Genomic DNA, 16652 nt, shown 5'->3' with positions numbered 1-16652 from the left:
CCAGCTGATCGATCGCCCCGGTGCGCCGCAGACGACAATCCGTCTCGGCTTTCCGGTCATGGGGATTGATCATGCGGACGCGCCGGCATTTGACGTGATGAATGCACTCCTGGGCGGATCCTTCACCTCACGGCTCACGCGAAATCTGCGCGAGGACAAGGGCTATACCTATTCGCCCGGCTCCGGTGAGACCTGGACGATGGGTGGCGGCTTCTGGACCTTCAACGCCGACGTCACGGCTGCCGATACGGCTGCGGCCCTGCGCGAGACCTTCAACGAGATCACGCGCCTGCAGACCGAGACCCCGCCAACCGACGAAGCGGACGGCATGCGCAACTGGCTGGCCGGCATCTTCATCCTGCAGAACGCCTCGACCGGCGGGCTGATCGGCCAGCTCGCACAGCGTGACCTCTATGGCCTGCCAGATGACTATCTCGACCAGTATGTGCCGGCCATCCTTGCGGTTGGCGATGAGGAGATTTCCGCGATCGCACGGGAGTATCTGCCGCTGGACCAGATGGTGCTGGTCCTCGTCGGCGACCTGTCACTGATCGGCGAAGATGTCCGCGCCTTGCCGGAAGTCGCCGCGGCGGAAATCCGGGAGTGAGCGGGCAGGCTGGCGTCGTCGGAATGACGCATCGGGCTATGGCATCGCTTGCCGGCCTAACGCTGATGGTGTCGCCGGCCGTGGCACAGGCCACGACCCCGACACCGCAGTGCCGGATCGCCGATGTGCTCGGAGAATTGGCGGAAGACCCGACCGAAGTTCTGCCGAGCGGCTTCACGCGCGGGGAGATCAGGACACTCGCAACCAGAATGTGCGGGGCAATGGTTCTGGCTTCCTCGAATGGGGCTGACTTCATTGTCGAGGACTTCGACACCTATATCCTCGATTTCAACGGTTGGGATCGCGATACGCCGAATTACCAGTCACGCATCGCCGCGTTCTGGAACGATCACATCGAACTCTTCATCTGCCGAAGCCACGGGCATCGGTACATGCATGATCATCTCCTGATCCGCGCGGTCGAGATGGGGTCCCACTTTGAAGTCGCCTTGAACGGCTACATCCTTCAGGATGAAGAACTCTACCCGTTCGACGTCAATGTCGTGCAGATCGATGAGACCGGGAAGGCGGAGACACTGCTCGACCATGTCGATGAAATTCTGGCACGTGGAGATCAGGGCTATCCCTTGCTCTATCTCCGGGAGATGCGGGAAGTCATTGTCACCTGGTATGATGCGCGCCCAGCCGCCGAACTTTGCCCCGACGCTGGCAACTGAACGCCCCTCATTCAATCGCCTGCGCGAACATGATTCGGTGACCGTCCGGCGTGGCAACACCGAATTCGCGCATCCCCCAGGGCTGGTCGGTGAGCCGGTGGATGATATCGACACCCGGCCCTTTGATCTCGTCATGGAAGGCGCGGACATCCTCCAGCTCGACATAGGCGAAGAATTGGTGGTCACCGAGCCGGGACGGCGGGATGGCATCCACGCAATGCCCGATCCGCAGATAGCAATTATCGCGACGCAGGAAAGCCCAGCCATCGGCCCGAAGCCAGTGCTCGAACCCCAGCTTCTCGACCCACCAGCGGGCGGTGAATTCCAGATCATTGACCGCCAATACATAGGTTGATCGTGTCACACGTGTCGTCATGGCTTGCTCCCTCGGCCCGCTCCGCCTAACCGGATGGCACGGCCATCCTGACAGGAAGCATCATGACGGGCACCCCCCGCCTCGAAGACCCGCACGCCTTCATCCGCCAGACCTGCGCCCTGATGGCCCCGCCGCTGGTGCCGGAGGTGTCGCTCCACCTGGCCGTCGAGACCGTCGCAATCTGGGAGCAGACCGAGGAGGCCCTCGGCGAAATGGGTCTGCCGCCGCCCTTCTGGGCCTTCGCCTGGGCCGGCGGACAGGCGCTGGCGCGCTATTGCCTCGACCATCCCGACCTGGTTGCCGGAAAGCGCGTGCTCGACTTTGCCGCCGGCGGCGCCGTGTCGGGCATTGCCGCCATGAAGGCCGGTGCCGCCTCGGTCGAGGCCTGCGAGCTGGATGCTTTCGCCGTCGCGGCGATCGAGAGCAATGCCGCCGCCAATGAGGTCACGCTGACGGCCCGGCTGGGCGACCTGGTCGGCAAGGATGAAGGCTGGGACGTCATCCTCGCCGGGGATGTTTTCTACGAGGCCGAGCCGGCGCGCCTGATCGGCGGCTGGCTGGAAACGCTCAATGCGCGCGGCGCCACCGTGCTGATCGGTGATCCCGGCCGCTCCTTCCTGCCGCAGGACAAGCTGGAGCGCCTCGCCGAATACACAGTTCCCGTCACCCGGGACCTGGAAGATCGCGAGGTCCGGCAGGCCAAGGTCTGGCGCTATCGCTGACGCTCCCCCCGTCTGAAGAATCAAACCAGTATGGGGCATGGCCCGCGCTCGCGCCGTTGACCGGCGATTATTCCTTCTGCTCGAGATTGCTGCCCGGAAGCTCAACCGGGATGCCGACGCACGCCTGAAATCCGTCACCGGTGTGACCTCGGCCCAGGCGGCCGTGCTCTTCCTGCTGGGACGCCGCGGCGAACGGCGCATGGGCGATATTGGCGAGACACTCTCGCTCCATCCACCCGCAGTCACCGGCCTGGTCAACCGGATGGAAGCCCTGGGCCTCGTCACCAAGGCTGTCTCCGCCACCGACAAGCGCTCGGCCGTGGTGTCGCTCACCGAGAAGGGCCGCGCCCTCGGCGACACAGCCGATCACATCCTGCGCGATCTCAATACAGAGCTGGAAACGCGCCTGGGTGAGGATGACAGCGACATGCTGCACCGTGTCCTGACCCGTCTCGCCGTCGATACCTGACACTCGGGCCGGCACCGTGGGTGACGTTTACGTCAACTGATTCACGGTGTTCAAGCGCCCCGTTTTTGCTCTAGGCTCCCAAAAAACATCATGAGGGAGGCTCGCGTGAGCGAACTGGTTTTGGTCGAAACTGCGGATCGTATCCGCACCATCCGTTTCAATCGTCCTGAGAAGAAGAATGCTCTCACCCAGGACATGTACACCGCCGCCGCCGAGGCCCTGGAAACCGCTGATGAGGACCCCTCGGTCCGCGTGAGCATCCTGACCGGTGCCGGCGGCGTCTTCACGGCCGGCAATGACATTGTCGACTTCACCCAGCGCCCGCCGGAATTCGGTGAGCATGACACGCCGCCCGTGCGCCGTTTCATGATGGCGCTGCTGAATGCCCAAAAGCCGGTGATCGCCGCCGTGGACGGTCTGGCAATCGGCATTGGAGTTACCCTGCTCCTGCATTGCGACCTCGTGGTTGCGTCGGACCGGGCGGTTTTCAAGACACCTTTTGTCGACCTCGCCCTGGCCCCTGAATTTGCCTCCTCCCAGCTCATGCCGCGCATTTTCGGCCATGCCGTCGCCGCCGAACTCCTGCTGCTGGGCGACACTTGGGATGCCCGGCGTGCCCGCGAGACCGGCCTGGTCAATCGCGTCACCGAACCGGCGAAGATGGAAGAAACGGCCCGCTTCATGGCCAGCATCCTGGCCGCCAAGGCGCCGACCTCGCTCAAGGCATCCAAGGCCCTGATGCGTGCGCCGGCCGAGAGCATTGAGGCGCGCATGGACCGCGAGAACACGATCTTCGCCTCACAGCTTCAATCGCCGGAATTCGCCGAAGCGGCTGCGGCCTTCCTGGAGCGTCGCGCTCCGGATTTCGACAAGCTGGGCTGATCCGGTCAGACTGCCCGCGGGGCTCACAGGGGATAGATCATGAAAAAGCGCTACATTGTCGGCGGCACGCTCGCCGTCCTTCTCGCGGCCGGTATCACGGCGCTGAACCTGTCGCCGATCGGCCGGATCTACCTGCCCTCGGGCACCGGGATCGTCGCCAAACAGATGTGCTCCCTGACCTGGGTGTCCGGCCTGGAGTCCGATCAGGCCTATGACTTCTACCTTGCCCCGCTTCTGGGCGATGCCGGCAGCGTGATCGGCTATGACATGGATGAGGAAAACCGCGAGGTCACGGCCTCCGTGCTCGGCCTGTTCTGGCACCAGCGCGCGGTCTGGCGCGACGGGCTGGGTTGTACGCTGGTTCATGGCGGTGAGGGCTTCGACCCCGACCTGACCGTCCCGGCCGAACAGGACTTCATCCCGCTCGAACTCGACACCGATCATCGTGACCAATGGTTCGATACCGAAGCGCTGGACGCGGCCATTGCCGATGCGTTCGACGATATCGAGGCTGACAGCCGGCAGACGCTCGGCGTCGCCGTCCTGCACCGCGGTCGCCTGGTCGCCGAACATTACGCACCGGGCGCCAGCCGCGAGACCCGTTTCCATGGCTGGTCGATGACCAAGAGCACGATGACCACGCTCGCCGGGGCGCTGGTCGAGGAAGGTCGCCTGGACATCAATGCCGAGGGCGCGGTTCCCGCCCTGGCCGAAATCGACGATATCCGCCTGTCCCGGATCACCATCTCCCACCTCCTGCGCATGGCAGGCGGTCTGGCCATCGCCGAGGACAATACCGGCACGGACCCGAATTCGGAGATGCTCTTCACCCAGTCCGACATGCCGCGCTATGCGGCAACCCGCGAACGCCTGCACGCGCCGGGGGATCACTGGCAATACATGAGCGGCAACACCATCCTGGCGACCGACACCATGCAACGTCTGCTCGGTGACACCTTGCCGGACCAGGTCGACGGGCTGCGGTCGCGCATCTTTGAGCCGCTGGGTATCCATTCAGCGATCATGGAGCCGGGCGAGAATGGCGTCTTCCAGGGCTCGTCCTACATGTATGCCACTGCCCATGACTGGGCTCGCCTCGCCCTGCTCTACATGAATGATGGCGTCATCGATGGCGAACGCCTCCTGCCGGAGGACTGGTATGACATCGTCGCCGAGCCGACGCCGGGCTCGAATGGCGAATACGGGATGGGATTCTGGCTCCCCAATGAGCGTTCGAGCCTTCCTGCGGACACCATCATGATGAGCGGCTTCCAGGGCCAGTGGGCCTATGTGATGCCGGAACAGGAGCTGGTGATCGTCCGCTTCGGTGCGACGATGGGCGTGAATTCGCGATCCGGCGGGCTCGCACTGGCGGTCAGCGGCTCGCTGCAACCGCCTGTCGAGGACACCCCGCAGATCACGGACGCGCCGGCCGAGGACAGCCCGACACCCGACGAGTAGCGGACAAGACTGGGGATGAGAGGCTAGGCCGCTTCGCAGAGCGGCGGAGTCTCGGCGATCACGCCATGCATCAGGACCTGGTAGACGTGCTGGCTGACCGCAAAGGACCCGGCGCGTTTCTCGGTAATGGCGCTGGCCAGGGCGTGACTGACGAGCGCATCGGGCGTTCGGGCCACGGCCCAGGTGTCGAACTGGCGGCGCAGCACCGGGACGAACTCCAGAACCTGCAGGTCGAACACCCGCGGGTCCTCCTCCGCGAGCCGGTGGAAAGCGCACAGATCACCACTCCTGCCCTCAATGACTTCAAGGAGCAGGCCGGCATCCACGACCAGCCCACCGGTCAGGACGTCGTCAACACTGGTCTGGAGGCAGCACGCCAGCAGGGAGCCGAGTTCGCTCGTCAGGGCGACCGGCCGGGTGTCCACTGTCGTACGGGCCGCGAGGACCATTCTGTGCAGCATGCGTGTTTCCAATCGCGTCGTGACCAGCTTGCTCCTAAGCCTGAAGACTGAAATCCGGGTCAAGTTTTCCGACCGGATTTGTCTCGAATTTTCGTCAAATCCTTCCCGGTTCCGCCAAGCTCCCGGTACTGCGGCAGAAAGCGGGCTGGACTTTCGGTGACGAAGTTGCAGTTTCTGGAGCACAACAAAGCAGGACTGCCCGCATGGCCTACAAGTCGCTCCGCGAATTCATCGATCAGCTCGAGGCCGAGGGCGATCTCGTCCGCGTCACGACGCCCGTCTCCACCGAGCTGGAGATGACGGAGATTCACAAGCGCACCCTGCATGCCGGTGGACCGGCCATCCTGTTCGAGAATGTCATCAATGAGCGCGGCGAAAAGAGCGAGATGCCCTGCCTGGTCAATCTGTTCGGCACGGTCAAACGCGTCGCCCAGGCTGTCACGCTCGGCGGTGAAGCCCGCACCACGGGCACCGAATTGCGTGAGGTCGGCGAACTGCTCGCCTTCCTGCGCCAGCCCGAACCGCCGCGTGGCCTCAAGGAAGCCGCCGAGCTCCTGCCGCTGGCCCGGACCGTCATGTCGATGCGGCCGAAAACCGTGAAAAAGGCGCCCTGCCAGGATGTCGTGCTGACCGGCGATGAGATCAATCTTGACCGCCTGCCGATCCAGACCTGCTGGCCTGGCGAGCCGGCCCCGCTGATCACCTGGCCGCTGGTCGTCACCAAGGGCCCGTCGGACGACAAGCAGGATGATTTCAATCTCGGCATCTACCGCATGCAGAAGCTCGGCAAGGACCGCACCCTGATGCGCTGGCTGAAGCATCGTGGTGGCGCCCAGCATTATCAGCGCTGGAAAGACAAGAAGCCCGACCCGCTGCCCGCCGCCGTCGTCCTCGGTGCCGATCCCGGCACCATCCTCGCCGCGGTCACGCCGATCCCGGACACGCTGTCGGAATACCAGTTCGCCGGCATATTGCGCGGCAAGAAGGCCGAGCTGGTCGATTGCAAGACCATCCCGCTCAAGGTCCCCGCCGAGGCCGAGATCGTGCTGGAAGGCCATGTCCTGCTGGATGAGTACGGCCCGGAAGGCCCCTATGGCGACCACACCGGCTATTACAATTCCGTCGAGCATTTTCCGGTGTTCCAGATCAGCGCGATCACCATGCGCAAGGACCCGATCTACCTGACCACCTATACCGGCCGTCCGCCGGACGAGCCGGCCGTGCTCGGCGAAGCCCTCAACGAGGTCTTCATCCCGCTCCTGCAGCAGCAATTCCCCGAAATCCTCGATTTCTGGCTGCCGCCCGAGGGCTGTTCCTACCGTATCGCCGTGATCTCGATGAAGAAGGCCTATGCCGGCCATGCCAAGCGCGTAATGATGGGGGCCTGGTCCTTCCTGCGCCAGTTCATGTACACGAAATGGATCATCGTCGTGGATGAGGACATCAATGCGCGCGACTGGAAGGATGTGATGTGGGCCGTCTCGACCCGCATGGACCCGGCCCGCGACATCGTCACTGTCGAAAACACACCCATCGACTATCTCGACTTCGCCTCCCCGGTCTCCGGCCTGGGCTCAAAGATCGGTCTCGATGCCACCAACAAGACCGGCAATGAGACGACCCGCGAGTGGGGCGAAAAGCTGGACATGGATGATGCCACCAAGGCACGGGTCGACGCGATCTGGGGAGAGTTGGGGATCGAGCTTTAAGGTCTTTCGCCAGGCCGCGCGGCTTGTCGCCGCCCCCAATCTTCGCGCGTCTCAACAAGGAAGAGCGCGAATCCAAAAGGATGGGCCGCTGAGCGATCACACGGCATCGCTGGCTTACGAAAGCCGCTTGCCAGCCAGCAGGCCATCAGACACATCCCCGACCCGATTGATCAGGTCTGGCCGGTCTTGATGCGAACATCGGCGGGTGGGGGCGTGTAGGCCTCGAAGGCATCCAGAAGCTTGGTCGGCCGGTCGGCAACGAGCAGCGCGCCGCGATGTTCCGGCGTCAGGAAACCCTGATCCGTCATCTTGTCGAGGAAGGCGACCAGCTCGTCATAATAGCCATTGACGTTCAGGAGGCCGACCGGATGCCGGTGCTGGCCGAGCTGGGACCAGGTCCAGATCTCGAACATTTCCTCCATCGTCCCGATACCCCCGGGCATGGCGATAAAGCCTTGTGACAGCTTCACCATCTTCGCCTTCCGCGCGTGCATGGACTTGACCACATGAAGCGCCGAGAGGTCCATATGGGCGATTTCCTTCAGAGCGAGGAATTCCGGAATCACGCCGACAACACGGCCGCCCGCGGCCAGGGTCGCGTCGGCGATGCGCCCCATCAACCCAACTTGCCCACCGCCATAGACCAGCTCGATCCCACGCAGAGCCATGATCTGGCCAAGCCGGTCCGCGACCTCGAGAAAGGCCGGATCCTGGCCGGAATTGGAACCACAATAGACGCAGATGGATTTCATTTTGGACCCGATAGTCTTGGCAAGTCAGCGAGCTGTCGTATCCTGCGGCAAACCGGTCCGGAGACAAGCATGAAACAGGTTGCGATCCTGATAGTCGCGCTGCTGGCGGCGGGCAAGATGCTTGCTCCCGCAGCCGCACAAATCGACGAGCCGGTCGTCCTGCCCACCGAGATGTGTCGCGGCTATTTCTTCGTGCCGGTGACGCTGGAAGTGCGCGAAGGCGAAACCGCACAGGAGCGGACACTCTGGTTCCTCTACGACACGGGTGCGGCCTCCAGCTTTGTCGATCCGGACAGTGTCGAGCGGGTTTCCGGCCAGCGGCTGGACACCGGGGTCCGGGCCAATTTCGGGACCACGATGTCCGGGCCGGTACGCCTGACGGGCTTGCGGGCCCGGGTCCGCGATCTTGACCATCTCTCCATCGCCCTGGGGCGCGAGATTGACGGCATCCTTGAATTCGACGCCTTCGAGGATGTCCTTTTGACCCTCGACTATGCCGCCAGTGAAATGCGCGTGGTAAGCGGTGAATTGCCGCGCGCGGACGGCGAAACCATCTTCCGGGCCAATGGACCTGACATCCGTCCCTGGATTCAGGTCCGCTTTCCCGGCCGGGGTACGCGTCGCCTCCTGATCGACAGCGGGGCTGCACTCAGCCCCGTCATCCTGCGCGATATTGAGCGCTATGACACCGTCACGCCACCGCGGGCCACCGGGGCGGCGGTGCGCTTCTCCGAGATCGAGCGTCGGTCCTCGGCCCGGCTCAGCGGCAATCCGACGATCGGATCAAATGTGCTGACCCGGCCCATTATCCAGTCAACGCCGGAAACGGAAATCCTGGGCGGTCAGGTAATGCGGCATTTCAGCTGGACCTTCGATCAGCGCAATGAACGGGTCCGCCTGGTGCGCAATGATCCGGAAACCCCGATCACCTTCGCGCCGCTGGTGACGCATGGGCTCGTACTGGTGCCGGAGAATGACGGCATGCGGGTTGCCTCCGTAATCGCCAATTCGCCCGCCTTCGATGCCGGCGTGCAGACCGACGACTTCATCACCCATTTCAATGGCGCCGAGATGCGGGACCGCACCTGCGATCTCGACATCACGCCACCGGAAACACTCGACATAGATCTGATCCGCGATGGCGAAGCCCTGGCGCTGACCCTGACCCTCTACCCGCTCGTCGACTAGGCCTTGTCCAGCCAAGCGCCCATTGCCCGGATCGCGGCAATGATGCGAGCCGGATCAGCAGCCAGAACCCGTTCACCAACGGCGATCTCGAGAGCCGGAACCGGATCGGCCTCCAACGACCAAAAGCGATTGCCGAGCCAGACGCCGGTCGCTTCGGCCGCCGCATTGCGGGCCGCCTCGGCCGTCGCGACATCACAATCGAGACGGACATGCATCATGTTCACGTGCGGCACGTCCGGAGTGATCGTCAGGCCTCTGACCTCACCGACACCCGCCGCAATCTCGCGCGCCCTCGCCACAAAGGCCGGTATCTTGTCGAGACGCTCCTCGAGCACGCGCAAGGCATCCGGCACCATCGGCCAGGCCGAGACCAGCTGCCCTCCCATGCGAGCGAGCCAGATCCGTGCGTCCGCCATGACCTCAGCCTCACCCGCGAGAACCGCGCCACCGGAGGCGCCGAGATCCTTGTAGAAAGAGGCATAGACCGAGGCGAAACCGTCACAGATTTCCGGCCAGTCATGACCGGGCCAGGCCGAGGGCAGGCCCCAGATCCGCGCACCGTCCATATGCAGGGTCTGCCCGAGTTCCGTCGCCCGCGCCTTGATTGCGACCAGTGTCTGCCAGTCCGGTACGGCGCCGCCATTATGGCGTTGCGGCAGTTCGACAATGGTACAGCCTGCCTGCTCCGGCAGATCATCGGGCCGCATCGTCCGCGACCACTCGCCGGCGATCACGGGCTCCAGCCCGTGCAGATGGATATGACTGTCTTGCTCATGCAGGGCGAGATGCGAGGTCGGGTGCAAACCCACACGCTTGTCCCCGGCGGCGGCGCAATGGAGACGCGCAGCGACACCCTGTGCCATCGTCCCCGAGGGAAACCAGACCGCCGCCGGCTTGCCGAACAGCGCCGCAATCCGCGCTTCAAGGCGGGCCACGCTGTCACCGGTCAGATAGGCTTCCGCGCCGAGCTTTTCGCGACGCATATATGCCGCGACCCGCTCCAGCCGGTCAGCCGGCTCACCATCGGTATGAAACGGGAAACCCAGATCGAGATCACAGCGCGCTTTCAGCGCCGCATTCATTCCGCCGCGCCGGCAGTGAGCGTGTCCAGGGTGGCCGCCGTCCAGCCAACCCTGACTGTGTGACCCGCCTCTATCACCGGACGCTTGATCAGGGTCGGATGAGCGATCAGAACGCCGGCCGGGTCGCCATCGGCAATGGCGCGATCTTCGTCCGACATGTTGCGCCAGGTGGTCGAGCGCGTATTCACAAGCGCCTTGGCGCCGACCTTGTCGAGCCAGGCCGGAACCTTGACGACCAGATCGGCCTCCGCCCGGATATCGACAAAACGAGGGGCCAGACCCGCGGCGTCCAGCGCCTTTATGGCCGTCTTGCAGCTATCGCAATTCTTCAGGCCGTAAACCGTCAAATTCGTCACCAGATACTCCTCAGATACGCTTGCACTCCTGCCTATTCGGCAGCTTCCACACTGTCACGTTCCGCCCGCAATTCCTCGGCGCGCGCTTCCACCATTTCGACGATGTGCTCGACCATCTCCTCATTGGAAACATTGTGGTCGGGTCGGCCCGAGACATACATCTTGCCGCGTCCCGCGCCACCGCCGGTAAAACCGAGATCGGTCATCAGGGCCTCGCCGGGGCCATTCACCACACAGCCAATGATCGACAGCGAAATCGGCTCCGAGATGTGCGCCAGCCGGTTTTCCAGCGTCTCGACCGTGCGGATCACGTCAAAGCCCTGACGGGCACAGGACGGGCAGGCGATGATATTGACGCCGCGGGTCCGCAGGCCCAGCGATTTGAGAATGTCGAAACCGACCTTCACTTCCTCTTCCGGCTCGGCCGAGAGCGAGACTCGGATGGTATCGCCAATACCCGCCCACAGGAGGGAGCCGATACCGATGGACGATTTGACCGTGCCGATACGGGTCCCACCGGCCTCGGTCACACCGAGATGGAGCGGTGCATCGGTGGCTTCGGACAGGGCCTGATAGGCGGCGACCGTCAGAAAGGCGTCCGACGCCTTCACCGAAATCTTGTAGTCGCGGAAGTCGAGATCATCGAGGATGCGGGCATGATCGAGGGCGCTTTCGACCATCGCCTCGGGACAGGGCTCGCCGTATTTCTCCAGCAGATGGCGCTCCAGCGAGCCGGCATTGACGCCGATGCGGATCGCACAGCCATGATCGCGCGCTGCCTGCACGACGTCCCTCACCCGGTCCATCGAGCCGATATTGCCCGGATTGATCCGCAGGCAGGCCGCGCCAGCCTCGGCCGCTTCGATGCCACGCTTGTAGTGGAAATGGATGTCCGCAATCAGCGGCACACTGGCTGCCTTGGCAATCGTCTTGAAAGCCGCCGTCGACTCCGCGTCCGGGCAGGACACGCGGACCAGATCGACACCGGCCTCTTCACAGCGCCGGATCTGGTCGATCGTCGCGCCGGCATCGGAGGTCGGCGTGTTTGTCATTGTCTGCACGCTGATCGGGGCATCGCCACCGATCTCGAGCGGTCCGACCTTGATGGTGCGGCTCTTGCGGCGCTCGATCATCCGCCAGGGGCGGACCGAGCGCGGATCAGCGCTGGATTGCGACATCAACACTCTCCCTTGTCGGACGCGCCGAAAAGCGGCGATCCGGGATAGGAGCTGGATATAGCGGTATTGTGTCCGGCATGCGACCGGGGCTACGGCATTTTGCTGCGGCGGGTCACTGCGGCGAACTGCCGCCCGACCCGTCAGGACCGGTGCGTCAGGGCCGGCGGGTCACGACCAGCGCGTTACTGGGGCTGAACGTCGGCGGTGTCAGCCCCGGCCATGACGGGAAGATTCTCGACCGCCATTCCGGCGACACCCAGAAGGCCCACCGCCTCGCCATCGCGCAGCAGCTCGATCGCACCCGCATTCGCGGCCGAAACGGTCAGGCCCGGCTCGAGAGCCCGGTAGACTTCGCCAACCGCCAGCTCGCGGGAGAACAGGATACGGCCCGAGGCATCGCGCACTTCCAGCCAGGTCGGCATGATCGCCCGCATCACCACCTGCCCGGAGGCCGTCGCGGCTTCACCGATCGGCAGGCCGGACCAGATATCATCAACGCTGACCGCCACGCGGCCAGTCTCGAAATCCGCCCGCGCCCAATCGGGCGCGGCATCCGGCGGAGACGGCATGTTGGTCAGGGCCGATCCGCCCGCGAACTCTTCGGAATACCACCAGGCGGCCCCGGCGACGGCGACCAGGATCATCAGCGCGCCGAAGGCACCGCGCGGCAGCTTGATCGGGTCGCGTGTCTTTGCGGCAGCCGTCGGCTGGGCGCGCCCGGTCTCCGTATCGACCTCGCGCTTGAACTGGTCGACCACACCGCCGGCATCGAGGGTCAGGAAGTTGGCATAGGTGCGCAGATAGCCGATGGCATAGGCCCGGGCCGGCAGGCCACGCGGGTCCATGGTTTCCAGGGCTTCCAGATAATCCGAGCGGACACGGGTGCGTTCAGCGGCCTGGCCCAGGGTCAGGTTAAGCTTCTGGCGGGCCTCGCGAAGACGTTCGCCGGCAGACAGGTGTACGTATCCAACCCCGTCGTCGGAATACACGGCATCAACGGGAACAAAGTCCGCACTGGGAATCTGACTTACCATCACCATACCGCCGCTCATCCTTGCCGGAGCGATCGTCACTCACAAACGCGCCTGGAAGGAAAATCCTTAACGCATTCTTATAAGATCAAATCCCTCGTCCACTTTCAATGGCCTCGCGAGGCAATCCGGCATTTTCTCCCGCCTCGAGGAGGAGGGGACGCAGACTGTCCACGGGTTGTTGAAGGTGGTTCGCAAGCCAGGTGCCAAGCTTGCCGGCGTCCAGGCCGGACACCAGTTTCTTGATCGGTCCGATATTGCCCGAAGCCATGGAAAGGCTTTGATAACCAAGCCCGATCAGCACCGCTGCCTCCAGCGGCTTGGCGGCAATTTCACCACAAACCGAGACCGGCGTGTCGTGTTTCGCGCACAGATCCCGGACATGTTTAAGCAGATCCAGGGCCGCCGGTGCGAGCACATCGTATCGTTCCGACACACGCGTATTTTGTCGGTCGGCCGCATAGAAATATTGCATCAGATCGTTCGCACCGACGGAGACGAAGTCCACCTGGTCGATCGCGTGCTGCAGCGCCCAGGCCATGCCCGGCGTCTCCAGCATGATCCCGCAACGGACTTCTGATGGCATTTCATGGCCCGCATGACGGGCATGACGCAGCTCGCGGTCCAGCATTTCGCGCGCCGCCCGGGCTTCCCAAGGCGCGGCGATCATCGGGAACATCACGCTGAGTGTGCGTCCGGCAGCCGCCAGGATGAGGGCGCGCAGCTGATAGCGCAGCAGACCGGGCCGATCCAGACCCATCCGGATGGCTCGCCAGCCCAGCGCCGGATTGGGCTCGACGGTCGATGGCGCGAAGGGCGCGACCTTGTCGCCGCCCAGATCGAGCGTGCGGAAAATCACCGGCTTGTCGCCCGCCGCGTCCAGCACCGATTTGTAGACGGTGGCCTGGGCAGACAGGCGCGGCAGGGTCTCGGCGACCATGAACTGGAATTCAGTGCGGAACAGGCCGACGCCATCTGCCCCTGTCTCGTCGAGCGCTGTCAGCTCGATCAGGAGACCGGCATTCATGTGCAGGCCGATCCGCCGACCGTCCGCGGTAATCGAGGGGCCGCGCAATTCGGCGTAGGACTGGCGTCGCTCGGACAGGGCCGCAACACGCGCTTGATAGGTCTCGACGACATCGGCCTGCGGCCGGATATGCAATATGCCGAACTCGCCATCCAGGATCACCGGGTCGCCGGTTTCAGCCCGGTCCAGCGCGCCTTCCAGACGCCCGACCAGCGGGATACCCAGCGCCTTGGCGACGATGGCCGCATGCGACGAGGCCGAGCCCTCCTCCAGGGCGATGCCTTTCAGCTTGGCCCGATCGAAATCAAGCAATTCCGCCGGACCGATATTGCGGGCGATGATGATCGCATTGTCCGGCAATTCCAGTGCGAGACCGCTGCCATCGAGATGGCGCAGGAGGCGATTGGCGAGATCTTCCAGATCATGCAGGCGTTCGCGGAAAAGCGGATCGGATGCCTTCATCAGCCGGGCCCGGTTCTCGTTCCGGACCCGTTCAACGGCGGCTTCCGCGGTCAGACCGCGCCGCACGGCTTCAAGCAGGCGCTCGAGCCAGCCGCGATCATGGGCGAACATGCGATAGGCCTGCAGCACATCGCGCGTCGGACCACCAAAGGGCACCCGGCCGCCTTCAAGCATCTCGTCGATCGAGGCGCGCAGGGATTTGATGGCGGCGTCGAGGCGCTCTTCCTCGCCGGAGGGATCATCCGCGATCAGCCGGGTCGATTCGACATGCGGCTCGAACAGGACCGCAACACCGCTGGCCACGCCGTTGGAATAGGCCCCACCCTGAAAACGCTCCGGCCGCGACTGGCGGACATCCAGGCCGGCCATCTCCTCGGAATCAACAATATCGCCGGAGGCGACGATCTCGGCCAGAACCATGGCCACGGTCTGCAGCGTCTCGATCTCGTCGCCGGCCACCTGGCGCTCGACCGCGGTCTGGGCCGTGAGAACACCGACCATGCGCCCGCCGCGAAGAATGGGCACACCGACAAAGGTGTCGAAGGGTTCCTCACCGGTCTCCGGCTTGTAGGAGAAAGCGGCATGGGCACGCGCATTGGACGTCGACAAGGGCCGCGCCCGGCGCGCTACCAGACCGACAAGGCCCTCGCCCGGGCGCAAACGGACCGAGTGCACCGCTTCACGCTTGAGACCGAATGTGGCGCAGAGTTCCAGCGCATTGGACGGACGCGCGAGATAGATCGAACACACGTCCCAGCCGGCCTCCTCGGCGATCATCGCCGTGAGATGGTCAAGGCGCGCCTGGGCGTTTTCCTGCACCGCCATGAGCTGGCGCATGCGCTTGAGAAGATTACGCGGATCGCGGGTCGGTTTTGCCGTCATGTCTTCCATGCCTACACCTGATCCAATCCATAGGCCGCGTGCAAGGCCCGCACTGCGCGTTCCACGGCGTCATTCTCGATCAGCGCCGAAATCTTGATCTCCGAGGTCGCGAGAACCTTCACCGCAATATCCTGCTCGCCCAGAACCGCAAAAAGCGACCGGGCGACATCGGCTCGCTGACGCAGACCGGCGCCGACCACGGACACCTTGGCCAGCCCTGTCTCCGCCGAGACCCGCACACCGTCCATGGCATCCTCGAGCACCGCCTGGGCCCGGTCGAGATCGCGATGGGCGACGGAAAACTCGAGTGTGACCATGCCTGGCTGACGAGCATGGGCCTGAACGATCATGTCGACGCCCACCTCGGCGTCGGCAAGGCGGGCAAAACAACGGGCCGCCATATCCGAGCGACTGGAGGCGCCGTGAAGGGCGATTCGGGCCTGGTCGCGGGCATAGGCCACGCCGGATACGAGGCGCCGTTCTGCAATATCGGTCTCGGCGACAACATCGGTGCCGTGGCTGTCGCCGGAATTCAGGAAAGAGGATAGCACGCGCATCGGCACGGCGCGCGCCTTGGCGAACTCCACCGAGCGGGTCTGCAGGACCTTGGCTCCCTGGGCGGCCAGTTCCAGCATCTCGTCATGGCTGATCCCGTCGAGCCGCTTGGCAGCCGGTTCGATACGGGGGTCCGTCGTGTAGACGCCGTCGACATCGGTGTAGATGTCACACCGCGCCCCCAGAGCGGCGGCCACTGCCGCAGCGGACAGATCGGTCCCGCCCCGCCCCAGCGTGCGCACCGCTCCGGCCTCGGTAATGCCCTGGAATCCGGCGACAACCGGAATGATCCCGGCCTCGATGGCCGCTTCGAGAACCGTCGCATCCATGCCGGCAATGCGCGAGGCACCCGGCGGACCGTCCGTGATCACCGGCAATTGCCAGCCGAGGAAGGATTGCGCCTTCAGGCCGCGTTCGCGCAGTGCGAGCGCCATCAGCGCCGAGGAGACCTGCTCGCCGGCGGCGAGGGCGACATCGGTTTCGGGATCACCGAGTCCGGATCCGAAGGCATCAGCCAGGCCAAGGATACGGTCGGTTTCGCCGGCCATGGCCGAGACCACAACAGTCATGACCTCGCCCTTCGCGGCCGCGTCGGCCACCAGGCCGGCCGCATGCCGGATTCGCTCGACCGACCCGACCGAGGTGCCACCAAATTTCGCCACGACTCGCGTCATGCAATCTGTCCCTCGCGCTTCCCCAATAAGCTCGCTGCGACCATAACGTCGCACCGGGCTCGATTAGACGCACCGACAGGGCCATATTAAGGCCCGAGCGG

General features: G+C 64.2%; 17 protein-coding genes. 8 read left to right on the top strand and 9 right to left on the bottom strand.

All coding sequences use genetic code 11. The features are described from left to right. Nucleotides 1–607 (top strand): insulinase family protein (locus QZ266_RS11975; protein WP_295695467.1); only part of this gene is annotated, 607 nt, incomplete at its 5' end. Nucleotides 608–630: 23 nt separating this feature from the next. Continuing rightward, nucleotides 631–1284: a hypothetical protein gene (locus QZ266_RS11970; RefSeq protein WP_295695465.1), complete on the top strand. Its 654-nt coding sequence runs from the start codon at nucleotides 631–633 to the stop codon at nucleotides 1282–1284. Between the two features lie 7 nt (nucleotides 1285–1291). Here the strand turns inward: QZ266_RS11970 and QZ266_RS11965 are convergent, their stop codons facing one another. Further along, the gene (locus QZ266_RS11965) at nucleotides 1292–1660 is read right to left on the bottom strand and encodes a VOC family protein (protein WP_295695463.1); all 369 of its coding nucleotides are present in this window, start codon (nucleotides 1658–1660) and stop codon (nucleotides 1292–1294) included. 62 nt (nucleotides 1661–1722) lie between these two features. Between QZ266_RS11965 and QZ266_RS11960 the strand changes: the two genes are divergently transcribed. The 4 genes from QZ266_RS11960 (at nucleotide 1723) to QZ266_RS11945 (ending at nucleotide 5194) form a co-directional block, all read left to right on the top strand. Next, nucleotides 1723–2382: a methyltransferase gene (locus QZ266_RS11960; protein WP_295695461.1), complete on the top strand. Its 660-nt coding sequence runs from the start codon at nucleotides 1723–1725 to the stop codon at nucleotides 2380–2382. A gap of 37 nt (nucleotides 2383–2419) precedes the next feature. Then, entirely contained in the window at nucleotides 2420–2851 is a 432-nt protein-coding gene (locus tag QZ266_RS11955; protein WP_295695459.1) for a MarR family transcriptional regulator, read from the top strand. A 105-nt stretch (nucleotides 2852–2956) separates the two neighbouring features. Then, entirely contained in the window at nucleotides 2957–3733 is a 777-nt protein-coding gene (locus QZ266_RS11950) for an enoyl-CoA hydratase-related protein (protein WP_295695457.1), read from the top strand. A gap of 39 nt (nucleotides 3734–3772) precedes the next feature. Then, nucleotides 3773–5194, top strand: coding sequence for a serine hydrolase (locus QZ266_RS11945; protein ID WP_295695455.1), 1422 nt, complete (start codon nucleotides 3773–3775; stop codon nucleotides 5192–5194). A 23-nt stretch (nucleotides 5195–5217) separates the two neighbouring features. On the opposite strand, the gene QZ266_RS11940 is transcribed toward QZ266_RS11945, so the two are convergent. After that, entirely contained in the window at nucleotides 5218–5655 is a 438-nt protein-coding gene (locus QZ266_RS11940; protein WP_295695453.1) for a BLUF domain-containing protein, read from the bottom strand. A gap of 203 nt (nucleotides 5656–5858) precedes the next feature. Here QZ266_RS11940 and QZ266_RS11935 point away from each other — a divergent pair, with 203 nt between their 5' ends. Further along, entirely contained in the window at nucleotides 5859–7364 is a 1506-nt protein-coding gene (locus QZ266_RS11935; protein WP_295695451.1) for a UbiD family decarboxylase, read from the top strand. A 170-nt stretch (nucleotides 7365–7534) separates the two neighbouring features. On the opposite strand, the gene QZ266_RS11930 is transcribed toward QZ266_RS11935, so the two are convergent. Then, on the bottom strand, nucleotides 7535–8116 hold the full coding sequence (locus QZ266_RS11930) for a TIGR00730 family Rossman fold protein (protein ID WP_295695449.1): 582 nt from the start codon (nucleotides 8114–8116) through the stop codon (nucleotides 7535–7537). A gap of 69 nt (nucleotides 8117–8185) precedes the next feature. On the opposite strand from QZ266_RS11930, the gene QZ266_RS11925 reads away from it, so the two are divergent. Further along, nucleotides 8186–9304, top strand: coding sequence for a PDZ domain-containing protein (locus QZ266_RS11925; protein WP_295695447.1), 1119 nt, complete (start codon nucleotides 8186–8188; stop codon nucleotides 9302–9304). Here the strand turns inward: QZ266_RS11925 and QZ266_RS11920 are convergent. The 6 genes from QZ266_RS11920 to QZ266_RS11895 all read right to left on the bottom strand — a co-directional run bounded on the left by QZ266_RS11920 (nucleotide 9301) and on the right by QZ266_RS11895 (nucleotide 16551). Next, a complete protein-coding gene (locus tag QZ266_RS11920) occupies nucleotides 9301–10386 on the bottom strand; it encodes a low specificity L-threonine aldolase (protein ID WP_295695446.1) in 1086 nt (361 codons plus the stop codon). The two genes, QZ266_RS11925 and QZ266_RS11920, sit on opposite strands and share 4 nt — an antisense overlap. Further along, the gene (locus QZ266_RS11915; protein WP_295695444.1) at nucleotides 10383–10742 is read right to left on the bottom strand and encodes an ArsC/Spx/MgsR family protein; all 360 of its coding nucleotides are present in this window, start codon (nucleotides 10740–10742) and stop codon (nucleotides 10383–10385) included. Before QZ266_RS11915 ends, QZ266_RS11920 begins: the two co-directional genes overlap by 4 nt. A gap of 32 nt (nucleotides 10743–10774) precedes the next feature. Continuing rightward, nucleotides 10775–11920, bottom strand: a complete 1146-nt coding sequence (gene ispG, locus QZ266_RS11910) for a flavodoxin-dependent (E)-4-hydroxy-3-methylbut-2-enyl-diphosphate synthase (RefSeq protein ID WP_295695442.1) — start codon at nucleotides 11918–11920, stop codon at nucleotides 10775–10777. Between the two features lie 182 nt (nucleotides 11921–12102). Further along, a complete protein-coding gene (locus QZ266_RS11905; protein WP_295695440.1) occupies nucleotides 12103–12960 on the bottom strand; it encodes a helix-turn-helix domain-containing protein in 858 nt (285 codons plus the stop codon). Between the two features lie 79 nt (nucleotides 12961–13039). Continuing rightward, nucleotides 13040–15331, bottom strand: coding sequence for a phosphoenolpyruvate--protein phosphotransferase (gene ptsP / locus QZ266_RS11900; protein WP_295695439.1), 2292 nt, complete (start codon nucleotides 15329–15331; stop codon nucleotides 13040–13042). 2 nt (nucleotides 15332–15333) lie between these two features. Continuing rightward, nucleotides 15334–16551, bottom strand: a complete 1218-nt coding sequence (locus tag QZ266_RS11895) for an aspartate kinase (protein ID WP_295695437.1) — start codon at nucleotides 16549–16551, stop codon at nucleotides 15334–15336. Nucleotides 16552–16652: the final 101 nt, after the last annotated feature.

The organism is uncultured Maricaulis sp., assembly GCF_905480005.1.
GTDB lineage: Bacteria > Pseudomonadota > Alphaproteobacteria > Caulobacterales > Maricaulaceae > Maricaulis.
The sequence above is the reverse complement of the archived record's forward strand: the minus strand, read 5'-3'. Positions and strand labels throughout refer to the sequence as shown.

Coding starts and splice junctions, on each gene's coding strand:
- ptsP (WP_295695439.1), bottom strand. CDS start 15,331: ATGGAAGACATGACGGCAAAACCGACCCGCGATCCGCGTAATCTTCTC.
- QZ266_RS11965 (WP_295695463.1), bottom strand. CDS start 1,660: ATGACGACACGTGTGACACGATCAACCTATGTATTGGCGGTCAATGAT.
- QZ266_RS11970 (WP_295695465.1), top strand. CDS start 631: ATGACGCATCGGGCTATGGCATCGCTTGCCGGCCTAACGCTGATGGTG.
- QZ266_RS11940 (WP_295695453.1), bottom strand. CDS start 5,655: ATGCTGCACAGAATGGTCCTCGCGGCCCGTACGACAGTGGACACCCGG.
- QZ266_RS11895 (WP_295695437.1), bottom strand. CDS start 16,551: ATGACGCGAGTCGTGGCGAAATTTGGTGGCACCTCGGTCGGGTCGGTC.
- QZ266_RS11945 (WP_295695455.1), top strand. CDS start 3,773: ATGAAAAAGCGCTACATTGTCGGCGGCACGCTCGCCGTCCTTCTCGCG.
- QZ266_RS11930 (WP_295695449.1), bottom strand. CDS start 8,116: ATGAAATCCATCTGCGTCTATTGTGGTTCCAATTCCGGCCAGGATCCG.
- QZ266_RS11935 (WP_295695451.1), top strand. CDS start 5,859: ATGGCCTACAAGTCGCTCCGCGAATTCATCGATCAGCTCGAGGCCGAG.
- QZ266_RS11920 (WP_295695446.1), bottom strand. CDS start 10,386: ATGAATGCGGCGCTGAAAGCGCGCTGTGATCTCGATCTGGGTTTCCCG.
- ispG (WP_295695442.1), bottom strand. CDS start 11,920: ATGTCGCAATCCAGCGCTGATCCGCGCTCGGTCCGCCCCTGGCGGATG.
- QZ266_RS11905 (WP_295695440.1), bottom strand. CDS start 12,960: ATGGTGATGGTAAGTCAGATTCCCAGTGCGGACTTTGTTCCCGTTGAT.
- QZ266_RS11955 (WP_295695459.1), top strand. CDS start 2,420: ATGGCCCGCGCTCGCGCCGTTGACCGGCGATTATTCCTTCTGCTCGAG.
- QZ266_RS11925 (WP_295695447.1), top strand. CDS start 8,186: ATGAAACAGGTTGCGATCCTGATAGTCGCGCTGCTGGCGGCGGGCAAG.
- QZ266_RS11960 (WP_295695461.1), top strand. CDS start 1,723: ATGACGGGCACCCCCCGCCTCGAAGACCCGCACGCCTTCATCCGCCAG.